The following is a 17,143-nucleotide window of genomic DNA, read 5'->3' as shown; positions in this document are numbered from 1 at the left end:
GCAACCGGCTGCGGATGCCCGGCCGGGCATCCGCAGCCGGTCTGCGTTCTACAGGTACTGCCCGGTATTCGCCACCGTGTCGATGGACCGACCGGTGTCTGCGCCCTGCTTTCCGGTGACCAGCGTACGGATGAAGACGATCCGCTCGCCCTTCTTGCCGGAGATCCTGGCCCAGTCGTCCGGGTTCGTGGTGTTCGGCAGGTCCTCGTTCTCCTTGAACTCGTCCACACACGCCTGGAGGAGATGGGAGACGCGAAGGCCCTTCTGGCCCTGGTCGAGGAAGGCCTTGATGGCCATCTTCTTGGCCCGGTCGACGATGTTCTGGATCATCGCGCCGGAATTGAAGTCCTTGAAGTAGAGGACTTCCTTGTCGCCGTTGGCGTACGTGACCTCGAGGAAGCGGTTCTCCTCGGACTCGGTGTACATCCGCTCGACGACCGACTGGATCATGGCGTGCGCAGCGGCTTCCTTGGAGCCGGTGTGCTCCGCGAGGTCGTCCGCGTGCAGGGGCAGCGAAGGCGTGAGGTACTTCGCGAAGATGTCCTTCGCGGCCTCTGCGTCGGGGCGCTCGATCTTGATCTTCACATCGAGGCGGCCGGGTCGCAGGATCGCGGGGTCGATCATGTCCTCGCGGTTGGAAGCGCCGATGACGATGACGTTCTCCAGGCCCTCGACGCCGTCGATCTCGGCGAGCAGCTGGGGGACGATGGTGTTCTCCACGTCCGAGCTGACGCCCGATCCCCGGGTGCGGAAGAGGGACTCCATCTCGTCGAAGAAGACGATGACGGGGGTGCCCTCGCTCGCCTTCTCACGGGCACGCTGGAAGACCAGGCGGATGTGCCGCTCGGTCTCGCCGACGTACTTGTTGAGGAGTTCCGGGCCCTTGATGTTGAGGAAGTAGCTCTTGCCCGCGGGCTGGCCGGTGACTTCGGCGACCTTCTTGGCAAGGGAGTTGGCCACTGCCTTGGCGATGAGAGTCTTGCCGCAGCCGGGCGGACCGTAGAGCAGGATGCCCTTCGGTGGCCGCAGTTCGTGTTCCTTGAAGAGGTCGGGGTGGAGGTAGGGGAGCTCGACCGCGTCCCGGATCAGCTCGATCTGGTCGCTCAGGCCGCCGATCTTGTCGTAGTCGATGTCCGGTACTTCTTCGAGGACGAGTTCTTCGACCTCGCTCTTGGGCACCACTTCGTAGACGTAGCCGGACCTGGGTTCGAGCAGCAGGGCGTCGCCGGGGCGGATGGTGATGTCCAGCAGCGGCTCTGCGAGCCGTACCACCCGTTCCTCGTCGGTGTGTCCGATGACCAGGGCCCGTTCGCCGTCCTCGAGGATTTCCTTGAGTGTGACGATGTCCCCGGCCCGCTCGAATTCCATGGCGTCGACCACGTTGAGCGCTTCATTGAGCATGACTTCCTGGCCGCGCCGGAGGTCGTCGAGCTCCACGCTGGGGCTGACATTCACCCGGAGCTTTCGGCCCCCGGTGAAGATGTCGCAGGTGCCGTCCTCGTTGCCCTGCAAGAACACACCGAAACCGGCCGGCGGCTGTGCGAGCCGGTCGACTTCTTCCTTGAGGGCCACGATCTGGTCGCGGGCCTCGCGGAGTGTGTTGGCGAGCCGCTCATTCTGCGCGGACACGCCTGCCAGGTTGGTCTGCAACTCGACGATCCGCTCTTCGAGAATCCTCGTATGGCGCGGAGAGTCGGCGAGCTTACGTCGCAGGACGGCGATTTCCTGCTCGAGATAGGCGACCTGGCCGGCTGGGTCTTCGGACCCCCGCCCGGGCCGGATGCCGCGGTTGATGTCGTCGTCGTGGGCTGCCACGGTCCTCACCTCCTCCAAGGGGAGCTGGACGCTTCCTGACCCTACCTGGGTGGGTGATGATTGAAACCCCTAGATCACAAAGACTGCGAGGCGTGTCCGATCTTCACCCTTGCGTTCCCCCTCGTGTCAGGGGAATACCCACCCTTCAACATCGGAAAGCGGCCGGTTGTATCGTCGAACCGTTCAACACCCGTCAGGGCTGGCTACTTTTGGTTCGGATACGCAGGAAACGGCAGGAGAAATGACCGTGCAGCAGGACGCTCCCACCGGCAGCGACACGCAGGACCTGGAGGTCTGGATCGACCAGGACCTCTGCACGGGAGACGGCATCTGCGTGCAGTACGCACCCGAGGTGTTCGAGCTGGACATCGACGGTCTGGCGTATGTGAAGAGCGGCGACGACGAGCTGCTGCAGGACAAGGGCGCGACCACACCCGTACCGCTGCCGCTTCTTCAGGATGTGGTCGATTCGGCCAAGGAGTGCCCGGGCGACTGCATCCATGTACGCCGCATTTCGGACAGAGTCGAGGTGTATGGTCCCGAGGCCGCCTGATCCGGCGGTTCCGGGCGGGCGATCACGCGCAGTGACCGATCAGGCGCTGCTCGGGGCGGCCTGGGTGGCGCGGACGAATGCGCCGCCCTGCCACTGCCAGGTGACCTCTTCCTGCTGGTCGGGACAGCAGCGCGGTACTGCGGCCGAGGAGTAGCCGAGCAGGGTGGCGGAGATGATGCCGTCACGCACCGCGAAATCGCCGACGCTCATCTTCTGGGCGGGGTCCACCAGGGTCGCCACGACCCGGGGTGTGGCCCCGCTTCCTTGCGTGAGGACGTAGACGCCGCTGGGCGGGGTGCCGGAACCGGCCGCACAGCGGACCACGGCGACGGTCTCGGGGCGGCCGTCGCCGTCGAGGTCGCCGGGTGCCTGTTTGGCCACGGTGTTCTCCAGCCCGCCGCATTCCAGGGGGAAGGTCGCCCGCTCCGGATCGGGTGCGGCGACGGATGCGGTGCCGTGCTGCGCGGTGGTGCGGTGGGGGCTCGAGGCGGAGGCCGTGGGGTCCGGCTGGAGCATGCCTGCGGCTGCGACGACAGCGGCCATGGCTGTCGCGGTGGCCAGCCAGTGCAGCGGCCTGGTGTCGGTGTGCGCGAGGTCCGGGAGCTCGGAGGGCTGCACGCGGGATGTCTCCTGTGGTTCCTGTGGTTCGAGGATGCCTGGGTGGGCGGTGCCGCCGGTAGGGCGTCCGCGGTGGCGTGGGGGTGGCCAGCATCGTGCCACACCTCACAGAGCGGGGGAACGGTGGGGTCGGCACGGACGGGCTTCCGTAGCGGCAACGAAAAGGCGCCGCCGCCGAGTTCCCGGGTCGGTCCGGGAACTCGGCGGCGGCGCCGGTACGTTGTGCGGCTCAGCCCCGGGAGGAGCCGCTCTGGCTGCCGGGACCGTCATAGTCCTCGCCGTAGGCGCCCTTGGCGGGGCGGCGGCGGCGCAGCGGGGCCTCCACACCGTCGGCCAGACGGCGGGCGGTGACGAGGAAGCCGGTGTGGCCGATCATGCGGTGGTCCGGGCGGACGGCCAGGCCCTCGACGTGCCAGTTGCGGATCATCGATTCCCAGGGCTGCGGTTCGGCGAAGCAGCCGATCTCGCGGATGGACTCGACGGTCCGCGCGAGCTGGGTCGTGGTCGCGACGTACGCGCAGAGGATGCCACCGGGCACGAGCGCCTTGGAGACGGCCTCCAGGCACTCCCAGGGGGCGAGCATGTCGAGGATGACACGGTCGACGTCGGTGTCCGAGAGGTTGTCCTGGAGATCGCCGACGGTGAGCTGCCAGGCGGGGTGCGGTTCGCCGAAGTAGCGTTCCACGTTCTGCTGGGCGATCTCGGCGAAGTCCTCGCGGCGCTCGTAGGAGTGCAGCATGCCCTGGTCGCCGATGGCGCGCAGCAGGAAGGTGGAGAGCGAGCCGGAGCCGACGCCGGCTTCCACGACGCGGGCGCCGGGGAAGATGTCGGCGAAGGCCAGGATCTGCCCCGCGTCCTTGGGGTAGACCACGGCTGCGCCGCGGGGCATGGACAGGACGTAGTCGGGGAGCAGGGGGCGCAGCGCGAGGTAGGCGACGTTTCCCGTGGTTCGGACAACACTGCCCTCGGGGGCACCGATCAGCTCGTCGTGCGGAAAAGAACCCTTGTGGGTGTGGAAATTCTTTCCGGCTTCGAGCGTGAAGGTGTAGTGGCGTCCCTTGGGATCGGTGAGCTGGACCTGGTCCCCGACCTTGAAGGGCCCGCGTCGGCGGGCGGCACCGGTCGGTTCAGACATGTGACCAGCGTACCGGTGATTCCCGGCGCGCCGACCGCGAGCCCGGGCGGTCAGGCGGCGGGCCTCGCCAGGGCGGCGACGAATGCCCGTTCGACGTCGGCGGTGGACAGCACGCCGTAGATCTCGCCGGTCTCCTCCAGGACGAGGTATTCGGTGGCGGGGTTGGCCTTGAGCCTGTCCAGGAGTGCTTCGCCGGCCAGCTCGGCGGAGATCTTCATGCCCTCGGTGAGGTCCTGGGCGAGGCTGCTGACGGCGACCCAGGGGCGGCGGTGTTCGGGGACGGAGACGATGGCCGTCTCGCGGACGACGCCCTGGGGTTCGCCGTGTCCGTCGACGACGACGAGGGCGCGGGCGCCCGCCTCGTTGGCACGGCGCAGGGCCTCGGAGAGCGGGGTGGCGGCCTCCACCGGAACGGCGCGCCGGGTGAGGGTGCGGGCACGCAGTTCGGGAAGGTGTTCGCGCAGGCGGGCCATGCGCAGGCTGTTGCCCGCACCGGTCCAGATGATGGCGGCGAGGATGGCGGCGAGCAGCGCGTCGGTGACGGTGTCCAAGCCGCTGAGGTCTCGCGGGTTGTTCCCGAAGGAGCCGGTGTGGGTGAGCAGCGGGAGGCCGATGAGGGTGACGACGGCGAGTGCGCGGCCGACCCAGGCGGCGGCGACGGTGCCGCTCATCGGCCGCCCGGTGATCTTCCAGACGACGGCACGGAGCATGCGCCCGCCGTCGAGCGGGAGGCCGGGGAGGAGGTTGAAGGCGGCCACCAGGAGGTTGGAGATCATCAGTCCGGCGAGGAGGACACCGGGCACGGTGCCGGGCGCGACGAACGTCATCCCTACGTAGAAGAGCCCGGCGAGCACCAGGGAGAGAAGGGGGCCGACGAAGGCGAGAACGAATTCGCGGCCGGGGGTCTCGGACTCCTTCTCGATCTCGGAGACGCCGCCGAAGAACTGGAGCTGAATGCGGCGCACCGGCAGCTTGTAGCGCAGCGCGACGACCGTGTGGGCGAGTTCGTGGACGAGCACGGACGCGTAGAAGGCGATCGCGAAGAAGAGGGAGACCAGATAGCGGGCCGCGCCGAGCTCGGGCAGTACCTGTTCGAGCTGACCTCCGAAGACCCAGGTGATCAGTGCGGCCACGAGGAACCAGCTGGGCGCGACGTACACGGGCACGCCGAAGGGACGGCCCATGAGCAGGCCGCCACCGGGCTCTTCGGGGCGCCGCGGTTCGCCCTTCTCGGGGCCGGCGCCGGGGTCCGTTCCCCCTGCACCGGGCTGCGGCCGCCCGCTGTCGCCGCTCTCGTCCACGAGGTCCCTTCGGTCGGTGTCGTACGGCACGATCATGCAGTGTTCGAGGGTGTGTGGTCGATGGTATGCCGCCGGCTGTCAGTGGCGGGCCGTAGGGTCTTCGACATGACCTCCCTGCCGCGGCCGCCTCAGCCGCCTTCGTCCCTGTCGCCGTCGCGGGCGAGCGATTTCATGCAGTGTCCTCTGCTGTACCGCTTCCGGGTCATCGACAAACTGCCGGAGAAACCCAGCGAAGCGGCGACCCGGGGCACGCTGGTGCATGCGGTGCTCGAGCGGCTCTTCGACAACCCGGCGGTGGAGCGCACGGCCGGCCGGGCCACGGCGCTGATCCCCGGCCAGTGGGACCGGCTGCTCGAGTCGAAGCCGGAGCTGTCGGAGCTCTTCGCGGAGGATGCCGGGGGCGAGCGGCTGGCGCGTTGGCTCTCGGAGGCGGAGAGCCTGGTGGAGCGGTGGTTCTCACTGGAGGATCCGACGCGCCTGGAGCCCGCCGAGCGGGAGCTGTTCGTCGAGACGGAGCTGGAGTCGGGGCTTCGGCTGCGCGGGGTGATCGACCGTATCGATGTGGCGCCGACGGGCGAGGTCCGGATCGTCGACTACAAGACGGGGAAGGCACCGCGCCCGGAGTACGCGGAAGGCGCGCTCTTCCAGATGAAGTTCTACGCCCTGGTGATCTGGCGGCTGAAGGGCGTGGTGCCCCGCCGGCTCCAGCTCGTCTATCTCGGCAGCGGCGACATCATGACGTACGACCCGGTGGTGGCGGATCTGGAGCGCGTCGAGCGGAAGCTGCTGGCGCTCTGGGACGCGATCCGGCAGGCGACGGAGACAGGCGAGTGGCGGCCCCGGCCGACAAAGCTCTGCGGCTGGTGCGACCACCAGTCGGTCTGCCCCGAATTCGGTGGCACTCCCCCGGTCTATCCGTTGTCAGTACGCCCGGCGGAGTCGGAGCAGGATGTCCAGGGCAGAATGGATCCGGTCCGTGCTGAGGCCGGCCGGCCTGTGGCCCTCGAAGGACCTTAAGGAGACCCTGTGGCTATCCGCGTCCTACTGGTCGATGACCAACCGCTGCTGCGTACCGGCTTCCGGATGATTCTGGAGGCGGAGGGGGATCTCGCAGTGGTGGGCGAGGCCGGTGACGGTCTCCAGGCTCTCGACCAGGTGCGGGCGCTGCAGCCCGATGTGGTGCTGATGGACATCCGTATGCCGCGGATGGACGGCGTCGAGGCGACGCGTCAGATCACCGGTCCCGGCCGGGACGGTCCGGCGAAGGTGCTGGTGCTGACCACGTTCGATCTCGACGAGTATGTGGTGGAGGCGCTGCGCGCCGGTGCCAGCGGCTTCCTGTTGAAGGACGCTCCGGCCAATGAGCTGGTGCAGGCCATCCGCGTGGTCGCCGCGGGCGAGGCGATGCTCGCTCCGAGCATCACTCGCAGGCTGCTCGACAAGTATGCGGACCATCTGCCGTCCGGCGAGGAGCCGGTGCCCGACACCCTGCACACGCTGACGGACCGTGAGCTCGAGGTGCTGAAGCTGGTGGCGCGCGGTCTGTCGAATGCGGAGATCGCCGCGGATCTGTTCGTCAGTGAGACCACGGTCAAGACGCATGTCGGCCATGTGCTGACGAAGCTCGGTCTGCGCGACCGGGTGCAGGCGGCCGTATACGCGTACGAGAGCGGCCTGGTGCGCCCCGGCGCCCAGTGAGCTGACCAGCGCGCGGACCGGAAGACGGCCCTGCAGACGGCTTCACTCCGGCCGGGTTCGGCCGGGGCGTCGTCCGTGCTCAGACGGTGCCCTTCCCCAGCTCCCAGAGCTGGAGGTCGGCGGAGGAGTTGACCGCCCACTCGACGCCGGTGAGGTCCTCGCGGGAGGCGGCGTATTGCTTGCCCTGCCAGATCGGCAGTACGGGGACGTCGTTGGCAACGATGTCCTGGAGCTGCTGGAAGGTCTTGGCCGAGGCGCTGCGGTCGGTCTCGCGGCGGGACTGGGGAATGAGCGTCTTCTGAACCAGGGTCGACTTGTAGGGCGAGTTGAGGAAGTTGTTCTTGTCGAGGAACGGCGCCGTGAAGTTGTCGGGGTCCGGGAAGTCGGGGAACCAGCCCATGCCGTAGACGGCGTAGTCGCCGCGCAGCTGTGCCGGGCGGTACTTCGCCCAGGGGGTTCCCTGGACGGTGACGTCGAACAGTCCGGTGTCGTTGAGCTGCTTCTTCAGGGTTCCGAACTCGGCGGCGGTGCCGGCGCCGACACGGTCGGTCGGGTAGTGGAGCGTGAGCTTCACCGGGGTGTCGACGCCTGCGGCGTTCAGGATCGCCGCAGCCTTGGTGGTGCTGGGTTCGCTGTACTTGTTGTAGAACGAGTTGGCGTGCGCGGTGATGCCGGACGGGATCAGCGAGTACAGCGGCTCGGCCGTGGTGCCGTACACCTTGCTCGCGATTTCACCGCGGTCGATGACCTGGGCCATGGCCTGGCGGACGGCCTTGTTCCTCACAGCCGGGTCGTTGGTGTTGAAGCCCAGGAAATGGATGGCGAGGCCGGGCATCTCGGTGAGCTTGATGCCGTCCCTGGGCTTTTCGAGCATCTGCTGGGACTGCTCGGGCGACATGGTGCGGGTCATCATGTCGATCTTCTCGTTGTCGAGGGCCTTGCCCATGGCCGTCGGGTCAGGGAAGACGTCCAGCTCGACCTTCTCGTTCCGTACCTTCAGATCCCCCTTGTAGTGGGGGTTTCTGGTGAAGTGCACCTTGACGACCTGGTTGTGCTCGACTTCCGGCTTCATGGTGTACGGGCCGGAGCCGTCCACCTGGAATCCGGTACGCGCGGACTTCGCCGCGTACTTGCTCCGCGGCACGATCCCGGCGACCGGGGTGGCGAGCTTGTACGGGAACGTGGCGTCCGGCGCGCGCAGATGGAAGATGACCTCCCGCTCGCCCTGTGTCTCGATCGTGTCGATGTTGTCGAGCAGGGCGACGGGCCCGTTGGCGGCGTCGATGCGGATGACGCGGTCGATGGAGTACTTCACGTCATCGGCGGTTACGGCCTTGCCGTCGGCGAACTTAAGACCGCTGCGCAGCTTGCAGCGGTAGCTCTCGTTCTGCGTGTCCGTAAAGGTGCAGCTCTCCGCGGCTTCGGGCACCGGCTCGCCTCCGCCGCGCGGCACATGCACCAGGGTCTGCACGGTCTGCCGGAGCACATTCCATACGCCGGCTTCGTAGCCGATGGCGGGGTCGAGCGGCGCGGGGTTGTCCTTGGAGGCGACGAACTGGTCCGTGGTGCCGACAACGATGGCGGCCTTGCCATCGCCCCCGTCGCCCGACGCGCCGCAGGCGGCGAGTGCGGGTGCGAGCAGGCCGACGACGGCCGGCAGCACCAGAGTCTTGCGGTTCATCTTGGACGCTCTCCCTCATCCGTGCATTGAGAAAGCGACATTAGTAGGCGCCGTCGGCAATGCCGGACCGGAGATGCCCCGATACGTAATCAGACGGTGCTGGGAATTAGCGGCGAGCCGTTTCCCTCGTCCGGGAAGGTTCCGTACAGGACCTCAATAATCGTGACATTTCGACACACCAAAACGGACATGTCGGTGGATCCCGAAAAGCCTTCAAAGGCCATTCAGGTGATAAAGCTCACGCCCGGGGCTCATTCTTCCCTTTGCCGTACGCCCGGCTTGAACACACTTACGTATGACAGAAAATGCACCATCCGACGCCGAGAGTTTTTCGATTTATTCACAGGAACACTCTCGGTGTGCGGATCACTGCAATCCTGTGACCAGGCCCCGGAGAAATGCGAGATCGACTTCTTCGAGCGAACGTACGACCACTCGGCCGTAGGCAGGGGCGATCGGCGCGACGGACGGTACGGCGACCACCCGGCAGCCCGCGGCCTCCGCCGCCGCGACGCCGGTCGCTGTGTCCTCGATGACCGCACAGAGCTCGGGGACCGCCCCGAAGCCGGACGCGGCGGTGAGATAGGGCTCCGGGTGCGGTTTGGTACGGGAGACCTCGTCGCCCGCGACGGTGAGGGCGAAGTGGTGGGCGCCCACCGAGTCCAGCACCCGGTCGATGATCCGCCGGTGCGAGGCGGAAACCAGGGCGGTGGGAATCTCGTGCCTGGCCAGCTCGGCCAGCAGCCGTGCCGCGCCCGGCATCAGCGGCACCCCGCGGCCGATGCGCCTCTCGAAGCGGTCGTTGAGCAGCACGGTGAGTTCGGCGAGGGTGATGTCCGCGCCGGTGACATCCATGAGGTAGCCGGCACTGCGGGTCATCGGCCCGCCGACCACCACGTCCCGCCAGGCCTCGTCGAGCTGATGCCCGAGCTCGGCGAAGACCTCCACCTCGGCGTCCCACCAGAAGCCCTCGGTGTCGACGAGCGTGCCGTCCATGTCGAGCAGGACGGCCTGCAGAGCGGCACCTTCGGCCGTGCGGGTCATGGACGCGGGAACCGTGCTGGTCATCCGGCACACCTTCCGTAAGGGACGAGAAGGCCGGCCGCCATTTCCCGTAGGGAGGGCGACCGGCCTGCACTGGACCGACCAGTGTACGACTTGTCCGGCTACCGCGCGCTGAACGGCGTCTTACCGCGCGTTGAAGTACTTCGCCTCCGGGTGGTGGATGACGATCGCGTCGGTGGACTGCTCCGGGTGCAGCTGGAACTCCTCCGAGAGATGCACACCGATCCGCTCGGGCTGGAGCAGCTCGGCGATCTTCGCCCGGTCCTCCAGGTCGGGGCAGGCGCCGTAGCCGAGCGAGAAGCGCGCGCCCCGGTACTTCAGGGCGAACATGTCCTCGACATCGGCGGGGTCCTCACTGCCGAAGCCGAGTTCGGAGCGGACCCGGGCGTGCCAGTACTCGGCGAGGGCCTCGGCCAGCTGTACGGACAGGCCGTGCAGCTCCAGGTAGTCGCGGTAGGAGTTGGCCTCGAAGAGCTTCGCGGTCTCGCCGCCGATCTTCGAGCCGACGGTGACGACCTGGAGGCCGATCACATCCGTCTCGCCGGACTCCTCGGGGCGGAAGAAGTCCGCGAGGCAGAGGCGGCGGCCGCGGCGCTGGCGCGGGAAGGTGAAGCGGGTGCGCTCGGAGCCGTCCTCGTGGAGGAGGATCAGGTCGTCGCCCTTGGAGACGCAGGGGAAGTAGCCGTAGACGACGGCGGCTTCCAGCAGGTTCTCGGTGTGGAGCTTGTCGAGCCAGCCGCGCAGGTGCGGGCGGCCCTCGGTCTCGACCAGCTCCTCGTACGTCGGTCCGTCACCGGCGCGGGCCTGCTTGAGGCCCCACTGGCCCTTGAAGAGCGCGCCCTCGTCCAGCCAGGACGCGTACTCCTTGAGCTGGATGCCCTTGACGACGCGGGTGCCCCAGAACGGCGGTGCGGGGACCGGGTTGTCGACGGCGACGTCGGAGCGGACGCCCTCCTCGGGCTCGTCGACCTCCAGGACCGCCGTGTCTCGCTTGGAGACGCGGCGCTGCTTGAGTTCGGGGAGGGTGGCGCCGGGTACGCCCCGCTTGACCGCGATGAGGGCGTCCATCAGGCGCAGCCCCTCGAACGCGTCGCGGGCGTAGCGGACCTCGCCCTCGTAGATCTCGTGGAGGTCCTGCTCGACGTAGGCCCGGGTGAGGGCCGCGCCGCCGAGGATGACCGGGAAGTCGGCCGCCAGCTTGCGCTGGTTCAGCTCCTCCAGGTTCTCCTTCATGATCACGGTGGACTTCACCAGGAGGCCGGACATGCCGATGACGTCGGCGCGGTGCTCCTCGGCGGCCTCCAGGATCGCGGAGACGGGCTGTTTGATGCCGAGGTTCACGACGTTGAAGCCGTTGTTGGACAGGATGATGTCGACGAGGTTCTTGCCGATGTCATGGACGTCGCCGCGGACCGTGGCCAGGACGATGGTGCCCTTGCCCTCTGCGTCGGACTTCTCCATGTGCGGTTCCAGATAGGCCACGGCGGACTTCATGACCTCGGCGGACTGGAGCACGAACGGCAGCTGCATCTGGCCGGAGCCGAACAGTTCGCCGACGACCTTCATGCCCTCGAGCAGCGTGTCGTTGACGATGTCGAGAGCCGGGCGGGTCTGCAGGGCCTCGTCGAGGTCGGTCTCCAGGCCGTTCTTCTCACCGTCGATGATGCGGCGCTGGAGGCGCTCGTCGAGCGGCAGGGCGAGGAGTTCCTCGGCCTTGCCCGCCTTCATGGACTTCATGTTGACGCCCTCGAAGAGCTCCATGAGCTTTTGGAGGGGGTCGTAGCCCTCTGCGCGGCGGTCGTGGATGAGGTCGAGCGCGACCTTGACCTGCTCCTCCTCGAGGCGTGCGATCGGCAGGATCTTGGAGGCGTGCACGATCGCCGAGTCGAGTCCGGCCTTGACGCACTCGTCGAGGAAGACGGAGTTCAGCACGACGCGGGCGGCCGGGTTGAGGCCGAAGGAGATGTTGGACAGGCCCAGCGTGGTCTGGACGTCGGGGTGGCGCTTCTTCAGTTCGCGGATGGCCCCGATGGTGGCGATGCCGTCGCCCCGGGACTCCTCCTGACCGGTGCAGATGGTGAAGGTCAGGGTGTCGATGAGGATGTCCGACTCCTTGATGCCCCAGTTGCCGGTCAGGTCCTCGATGAGCCGCTCGGCGACGGCGACCTTGTGCTCGACGGTACGGGCCTGGCCCTCCTCGTCGATGGTCAGGGCGATCAGCGCGGCGCCGTGCTCGGCAGCCAGCGCGGTGACCTTGGCGAAGCGTGACTCGGGTCCGTCGCCGTCCTCGTAGTTGACGGAATTCAGGACGGCACGGCCGCCGAGCTTCTCCAGACCGGCCCGCAGGACCGGCAGTTCGGTGGAGTCGAGCACGATCGGGAGGGTGGAGGCGGTGGCGAAGCGGCCGGCCAGCTCCTCCATGTCCGCCACACCGTCGCGGCCCACGTAGTCGACGCAGAGGTCGAGCATGTGGGCGCCCTCGCGGATCTGCTCACGGGCCATCTCCACGCAGTCGTCCCAGCGGGCCTCCAGCATCGCCTCGCGGAACTTCTTCGACCCGTTGGCGTTCGTACGCTCACCGATCGCGAGGTACGAGGTGTCCTGACGGAACGGGACGGTCTGGTACAGCGAGGCGGCGCCGGGCTCGGGCCGCGGGTCGCGGGGGACGAGGGCCGTGCCTCGTACACGCTCCACGACCTGCCGCAGGTGCTCCGGAGTCGTACCGCAGCAGCCGCCGACCAGCGAGAGGCCGTACTCCTGGACGAACGTCTCCTGCGCGTCGGCCAGTCCTTCGGGGCCGAGCGGGAAGTGCGCGCCGTCCTTGGTGAGCACCGGCAGTCCGGCGTTGGGCATGCAGAGCAACGGGATGCGGGAGTGTCGCGTGAGGTAGCGCAGGTGCTCGCTCATCTCCGCCGGGCCGGTCGAGCAGTTCAGCCCGATCATGTCGACGCCGAGCGGTTCGAGCGCGGTCAGCGCGGCACCGATCTCCGAGCCGAGCAGCATGGTGCCGGTCGTCTCGAACGCCAGCGAGCACAGCAGCGGAAGGTCGCTGCCCATCGCCTTGAGCGCCCGCCGCGCACCCAGTACCGCGGCCTTGGTCTGCAGGAGGTCCTGCGTCGTCTCGATGATGAGCGCGTCCGCGCCGCCGGCGATCAGGCCCTCGGCGTTCTGCTGGAAACCGTCGCGGAGCACGGTGTACGGCGCGTGGCCCAGCGTCGGCAGCTTGGTGCCGGGACCGATGGAGCCGAGCACCCAGCGCTGCTGCCCGGTGCAGGCAGTGAACTCGTCGGCCACCTCGCGGGCGATGCGCGCGCCGGACTCGGAGAGTTCGTGGATGCGCTCTGAAATGTCGTACTCGCCCAGAGCCGAGGCGTTGGCGCCGAAGGTGTTCGTCTCGACGCAGTCCACGCCGACGGCGAAATACTCCTGGTGCACGGAGCGCACGATGTCGGGGCGCGTGACATTCAGGATCTCGTTGCAGCCTTCGAGGTTCTGGAAGTCCTCGAGGGTGGGGTCCTGCGCCTGGAGCATGGTGCCCATCGCTCCGTCGGCCACCACCACCCGGGTGGCAAGTGCCTCGCGGAGGGCTTCGGCTCGGTTCCGGCTGTCGGCGGAAGGGGTCGGCGACGAGGCCATGGATGTACTCCCTGGGATGCGACGGCTGTCGGCTTTGCGTCTTCGGCGGAAGGCGCACCAGGCCAGCGTAGCCGGGCGGTGCCCGGGGCCGTCACTCCGTCCCACGGAACGGACGGCATGCTGTGCGGGGAGATGTCCGGATCGGAGTGGTGCCGCAGTTTTCCTGTGGGATCGAGCACGGGTCGACATCGACCGATAGTGTTCAGCATTGTCGAACCACAGTGGAGGAGTACGGCGCGATGGCCAAGAACATCCAGTCGCTGGAGCGGGCGGCGGCGATGCTGCGCCTGCTGGCAGGTGGCGAGCGTCGGCTGGGGCTGTCCGACATCGCCTCTTCACTGGGCCTGGCCAAGGGCACCGCGCACGGCATCCTGCGCACGCTCCAGCACGAGGGCTTCGTCGAGCAGGACGCGGCGTCCGGCCGCTATCAGCTGGGCGCCGAGCTGCTGCGTCTGGGCAACAGCTATCTGGACGTCCACGAGCTGCGGGCCCGCGCGCTCGTCTGGACGGACGACCTGGCCCGCTCCAGCGGCGAGAGCACCCATCTGGGGGTCCTGCACCAGCAGGGCGTCCTCATCGTCCACCACGTCTTCCGGCCCGACGACAGCCGGCAGGTCCTGGAGGTGGGGGCCATGCAGCCACTGCACTCCACGGCCCTGGGCAAGGTGCTCTCGGCGTACGACCCGGTGGCGCACACCGAGGCCCTGGAGGCCGAGCGGAGGTCTTTCACCCCGCGCACCGTCACCGACCCGGAGGAGTTCGAGACGATGCTCGACCTGATCCGGGCCCGCGGCTGGGCGGCCGATGTGGAGGAGACCTGGGAGGGCGTCGCCGCAGTTGCCGCCCCGATCCACGACCGGCGGCGGATGCCGGTCGGCGCGGTGGCCGTGACCGGCGCGGTGGAGCGGGTCTGCGCGGACGGGGAGCTGCGCCCCGAGCTGATCGCCGCAGTGCGGGACTGCGCCCGCGCGGTCTCCAGGGATCTGGGCGCCCGGCCCTTCTGACCACCACGGCTGGTGATCGTTGCCGACGGGCCGTCGGTAACGATCGAGTTATAGGCCACACAACCCTTGACGCCTGATTCACCTGGGGGAAGCATTGCCGTTCACCGGTCGGCATTGTCGAACAGCTAACGGAATTTCGCGTTAAGGTGTGACAGCGTCAAGGGCCGGAAAACGCCCTCACACGAGGGCGCGGACCACCGGAGGGACCCGGGGTTCGGCTTCCCTGGACGAAGGACAAAGGAGTCGCGGGTGTCCAGCTCCGACATCTTCATCGGCGAGACCATAGGTACCGCCGTACTCATCCTGCTCGGCGGCGGTGTCTGTGCCGCCGTCACTCTCAAACGCTCCAAGGCCCAGAACGCCGGCTGGCTCGCCATCACCTTCGGGTGGGGTTTCGCCGTGCTGACCAGCGCTTATCTGGCTGGTGGCGTTTCCGGCGCGCATCTCAATCCGGCGGTCACGATCGGTCTCGCGATCAAGGGCGGCACCGAGTGGAGCGACGTACCGCTGTACCTCGGCTCCCAGCTGCTCGGCGCGATGATCGGCGCGGTGCTGGTCTGGCTGACGTACTACGGGCAGTTCCGGGCGCATCTCACCGATCCGGAGATCGTGGGCGCCCAGCCGGGTGAAGAGGCCATGGTCGACCAGACATCCGCCCCGAAGGCGGGCCCGGTGCTGGGCATCTTCTCCACCGGCCCCGAGATCCGGCACGCGGTGCAGAACCTCGTCACCGAAATCATCGCCACCGTCGTGCTCGTCCTGGCGATCCTCACCCAGGGCCTCAACAACGAGGGCAACGGCCTGGGCGCGCTCGGCGCACTGGTCACCGCTCTGGTCGTCGTCGGTATCGGTCTCTCCCTCGGTGGGCCGACGGGTTACGCAATCAACCCGGTTCGCGACCTCGGTCCGCGTATCGTGCACGCGCTGCTGCCGCTGCCGAACAAGGGCGGCTCCGACTGGGGCTACGCATGGATCCCGGTCGTCGGGCCGCTCATCGGCGGCGCGATCGCGGGCGGGCTCTACAACGTCGCTTTCGCCTGAGCCGTGGCGCACAGAGCCGTAACCCTCAAGACCACACAGACTTCCGGGAGCACACCGTGACCGACGCACACACCACCGGCCCGTTCATCGCGGCCATCGACCAGGGCACCACTTCCAGCCGCTGCATCGTCTTCGACAAGGACGGCCGCATCGTCTCCGTCGACCAGAAGGAGCACGAACAGATCTTCCCGAAGCCGGGCTGGGTCGAGCACGATGCGACCGAGATCTGGGAGAACGTCCAGGAGGTCGTCGCCGGCGCCATCGTCAAGGCGGGCATCACCGCCGCCGATGTGAAGGCGATCGGCATCACCAACCAGCGCGAGACCACACTGCTGTGGGACAAGAACACCGGTGAGCCCGTCCACAACGCCCTGGTCTGGCAGGACACCCGCACCGACGCGCTCTGCAAGGAACTCGGCCGCAACGTGGGCCAGGACCGCTTCCGCCGCGAGACCGGTCTGCCGCTCGCCTCGTACTTCGCGGGCCCCAAGGTCCGCTGGCTGCTCGACAACGTCGAGGGGCTGCGCGAGCGCGCCGAGCGCGGCGACATCCTCTTCGGCACCATGGACTCCTGGGTCATCTGGAACCTGACCGGCGGCACGGACGGCGGCGTCCATGTAACCGACGTCACCAACGCCTCGCGCACCCTCCTGATGAATCTCCACACCCTGGCGTGGGACGACAAGATCCTCGCGTCCATGGAGATCCCGGCGGCCGTGCTGCCCGAGATCCGCTCCTCCGCCGAGGTGTACGGCACCGCCAAGGGCGGCGTCCTGGACGGTGTCCCGGTCGCCTCCGCGCTCGGCGACCAGCAGGCGGCCCTCTTCGGCCAGACCTGCTTCTCCAAGGGCGAGGCCAAGTCCACTTACGGCACCGGCACCTTCATGCTGATGAACACCGGTGAGACGCCCGTCAACTCGTACAACGGGCTGCTGACGACGGTCGGTTACCGGATCGGCGACCAGAAGCCCGTGTACGCCCTGGAGGGCTCCATCGCCGTCACGGGCTCGCTGGTGCAGTGGATGCGCGACCAGATGGGCCTGATCAAGTCCGCGGCCGAGATCGAGACCCTGGCCTCCTCGGTCGAGGACAACGGCGGTGCGTACTTCGTGCCCGCCTTCTCGGGACTGTTCGCCCCGTACTGGCGCTCCGACGCCCGCGGCGTCATCGCCGGTCTGACCAGGTACGTCACAAAGGCGCACATCGCCCGTGCCGTCCTGGAGGCCACCGCCTGGCAGACCCGCGAGATCACCGACGCCATGACGAAGGACTCCGGTGTCGAGCTCGCCGCCCTGAAGGTCGACGGCGGCATGACCTCCAACAACTTGCTGATGCAGACACTCGCCGACTTCCTGGACGCACCCGTGGTGCGGCCCATGGTCGCCGAGACCACCTGCCTCGGCGCCGCCTACGCCGCCGGTCTCGCCGTCGGCTTCTGGCCGGACACCGACGCGCTGCGCGCCAACTGGCGCCGGGCCGCCGAGTGGACACCCCGCATGGCCGCGGACACCCGCGACCGCGAGTACAAGAGCTGGCTCAAGGCCGTGGAACGGACCATGGGCTGGCTCGAAGACAGCACAGTCGAGGAGTAATCAC

At 68.1% G+C, this 17,143-nt stretch carries 13 protein-coding genes; 6 read left to right on the top strand and 7 right to left on the bottom strand.

Features of this window, described 5'->3' with window-relative positions:
• Positions 1 to 48 precede the first annotated feature (48 nt).
• Positions 49 to 1,815 carry a proteasome ATPase gene (gene arc / locus OG953_RS34165; protein ID WP_401993666.1) on the bottom strand — a complete coding sequence of 589 codons (1,767 nt, stop codon included), beginning with the start codon at positions 1,813 to 1,815 and terminating at the stop codon, positions 49 to 51.
• A 241-nt stretch (positions 1,816 to 2,056) separates the two neighbouring features.
• Here arc and OG953_RS34160 point away from each other — a divergent pair, with 241 nt between their 5' ends.
• Positions 2,057 to 2,368 carry a ferredoxin gene (locus tag OG953_RS34160; RefSeq protein ID WP_351262394.1) on the top strand — a complete coding sequence of 104 codons (312 nt, stop codon included), beginning with the start codon at positions 2,057 to 2,059 and terminating at the stop codon, positions 2,366 to 2,368.
• Positions 2,369 to 2,407: 39 nt separating this feature from the next.
• On the opposite strand, the gene OG953_RS34155 is transcribed toward OG953_RS34160, so the two are convergent.
• From OG953_RS34155 to OG953_RS34145, 3 genes are all read right to left on the bottom strand, one after another.
• Positions 2,408 to 2,986 (bottom strand): hypothetical protein, encoded by a 579-nt coding sequence (locus OG953_RS34155; RefSeq protein WP_405689095.1) that lies wholly within the window; start codon positions 2,984 to 2,986, stop codon positions 2,408 to 2,410.
• A 229-nt stretch (positions 2,987 to 3,215) separates the two neighbouring features.
• Positions 3,216 to 4,121, bottom strand: coding sequence for a tRNA (adenine-N1)-methyltransferase (locus OG953_RS34150; protein WP_093541283.1), 906 nt, complete (start codon positions 4,119 to 4,121; stop codon positions 3,216 to 3,218).
• A 50-nt stretch (positions 4,122 to 4,171) separates the two neighbouring features.
• The gene (locus OG953_RS34145; RefSeq protein WP_405692217.1) at positions 4,172 to 5,422 is read right to left on the bottom strand and encodes a site-2 protease family protein; all 1,251 of its coding nucleotides are present in this window, start codon (positions 5,420 to 5,422) and stop codon (positions 4,172 to 4,174) included.
• Between the two features lie 171 nt (positions 5,423 to 5,593).
• Between OG953_RS34145 and OG953_RS34140 the strand changes: the two genes are divergently transcribed.
• Positions 5,594 to 6,439 carry a RecB family exonuclease gene (locus OG953_RS34140; RefSeq protein ID WP_404119520.1) on the top strand — a complete coding sequence of 282 codons (846 nt, stop codon included), beginning with the start codon at positions 5,594 to 5,596 and terminating at the stop codon, positions 6,437 to 6,439.
• Between the two features lie 9 nt (positions 6,440 to 6,448).
• Positions 6,449 to 7,120 carry a response regulator transcription factor gene (locus OG953_RS34135; protein WP_093894144.1) on the top strand — a complete coding sequence of 224 codons (672 nt, stop codon included), beginning with the start codon at positions 6,449 to 6,451 and terminating at the stop codon, positions 7,118 to 7,120.
• A gap of 79 nt (positions 7,121 to 7,199) precedes the next feature.
• Here the strand turns inward: OG953_RS34135 and OG953_RS34130 are convergent, their stop codons facing one another.
• The 3 genes from OG953_RS34130 to metH form a co-directional block, all read right to left on the bottom strand.
• Positions 7,200 to 8,801 carry an ABC transporter substrate-binding protein gene (locus OG953_RS34130; protein ID WP_405689094.1) on the bottom strand — a complete coding sequence of 534 codons (1,602 nt, stop codon included), beginning with the start codon at positions 8,799 to 8,801 and terminating at the stop codon, positions 7,200 to 7,202.
• A 366-nt stretch (positions 8,802 to 9,167) separates the two neighbouring features.
• Entirely contained in the window at positions 9,168 to 9,869 is a 702-nt protein-coding gene (locus OG953_RS34125) for an HAD family hydrolase (RefSeq protein WP_405689093.1), read from the bottom strand.
• A gap of 120 nt (positions 9,870 to 9,989) precedes the next feature.
• Positions 9,990 to 13,502, bottom strand: coding sequence for a methionine synthase (gene metH, locus OG953_RS34120; RefSeq protein WP_405689092.1), 3,513 nt, complete (start codon positions 13,500 to 13,502; stop codon positions 9,990 to 9,992).
• A gap of 239 nt (positions 13,503 to 13,741) precedes the next feature.
• Here metH and OG953_RS34115 point away from each other — a divergent pair, with 239 nt between their 5' ends.
• The 3 genes from OG953_RS34115 (at position 13,742) to glpK (ending at position 17,139) form a co-directional block, all read left to right on the top strand.
• Entirely contained in the window at positions 13,742 to 14,506 is a 765-nt protein-coding gene (locus tag OG953_RS34115; RefSeq protein WP_405689091.1) for an IclR family transcriptional regulator, read from the top strand.
• 249 nt (positions 14,507 to 14,755) lie between these two features.
• Positions 14,756 to 15,547 carry an MIP/aquaporin family protein gene (locus OG953_RS34110; RefSeq protein ID WP_405689090.1) on the top strand — a complete coding sequence of 264 codons (792 nt, stop codon included), beginning with the start codon at positions 14,756 to 14,758 and terminating at the stop codon, positions 15,545 to 15,547.
• Positions 15,548 to 15,603: 56 nt separating this feature from the next.
• Positions 15,604 to 17,139 (top strand): glycerol kinase GlpK, encoded by a 1,536-nt coding sequence (glpK, locus tag OG953_RS34105; protein WP_405689088.1) that lies wholly within the window; start codon positions 15,604 to 15,606, stop codon positions 17,137 to 17,139.
• Positions 17,140 to 17,143: the final 4 nt, after the last annotated feature.

Source organism: Streptomyces sp. NBC_00057 (genome assembly GCF_045041165.1).
Taxonomy (GTDB): Bacteria; Actinomycetota; Actinomycetes; order Streptomycetales; family Streptomycetaceae; genus Streptomyces.
Note: the sequence above shows the minus strand (reverse complement) of the source record. Positions and strands in the feature narration are given on the sequence as shown.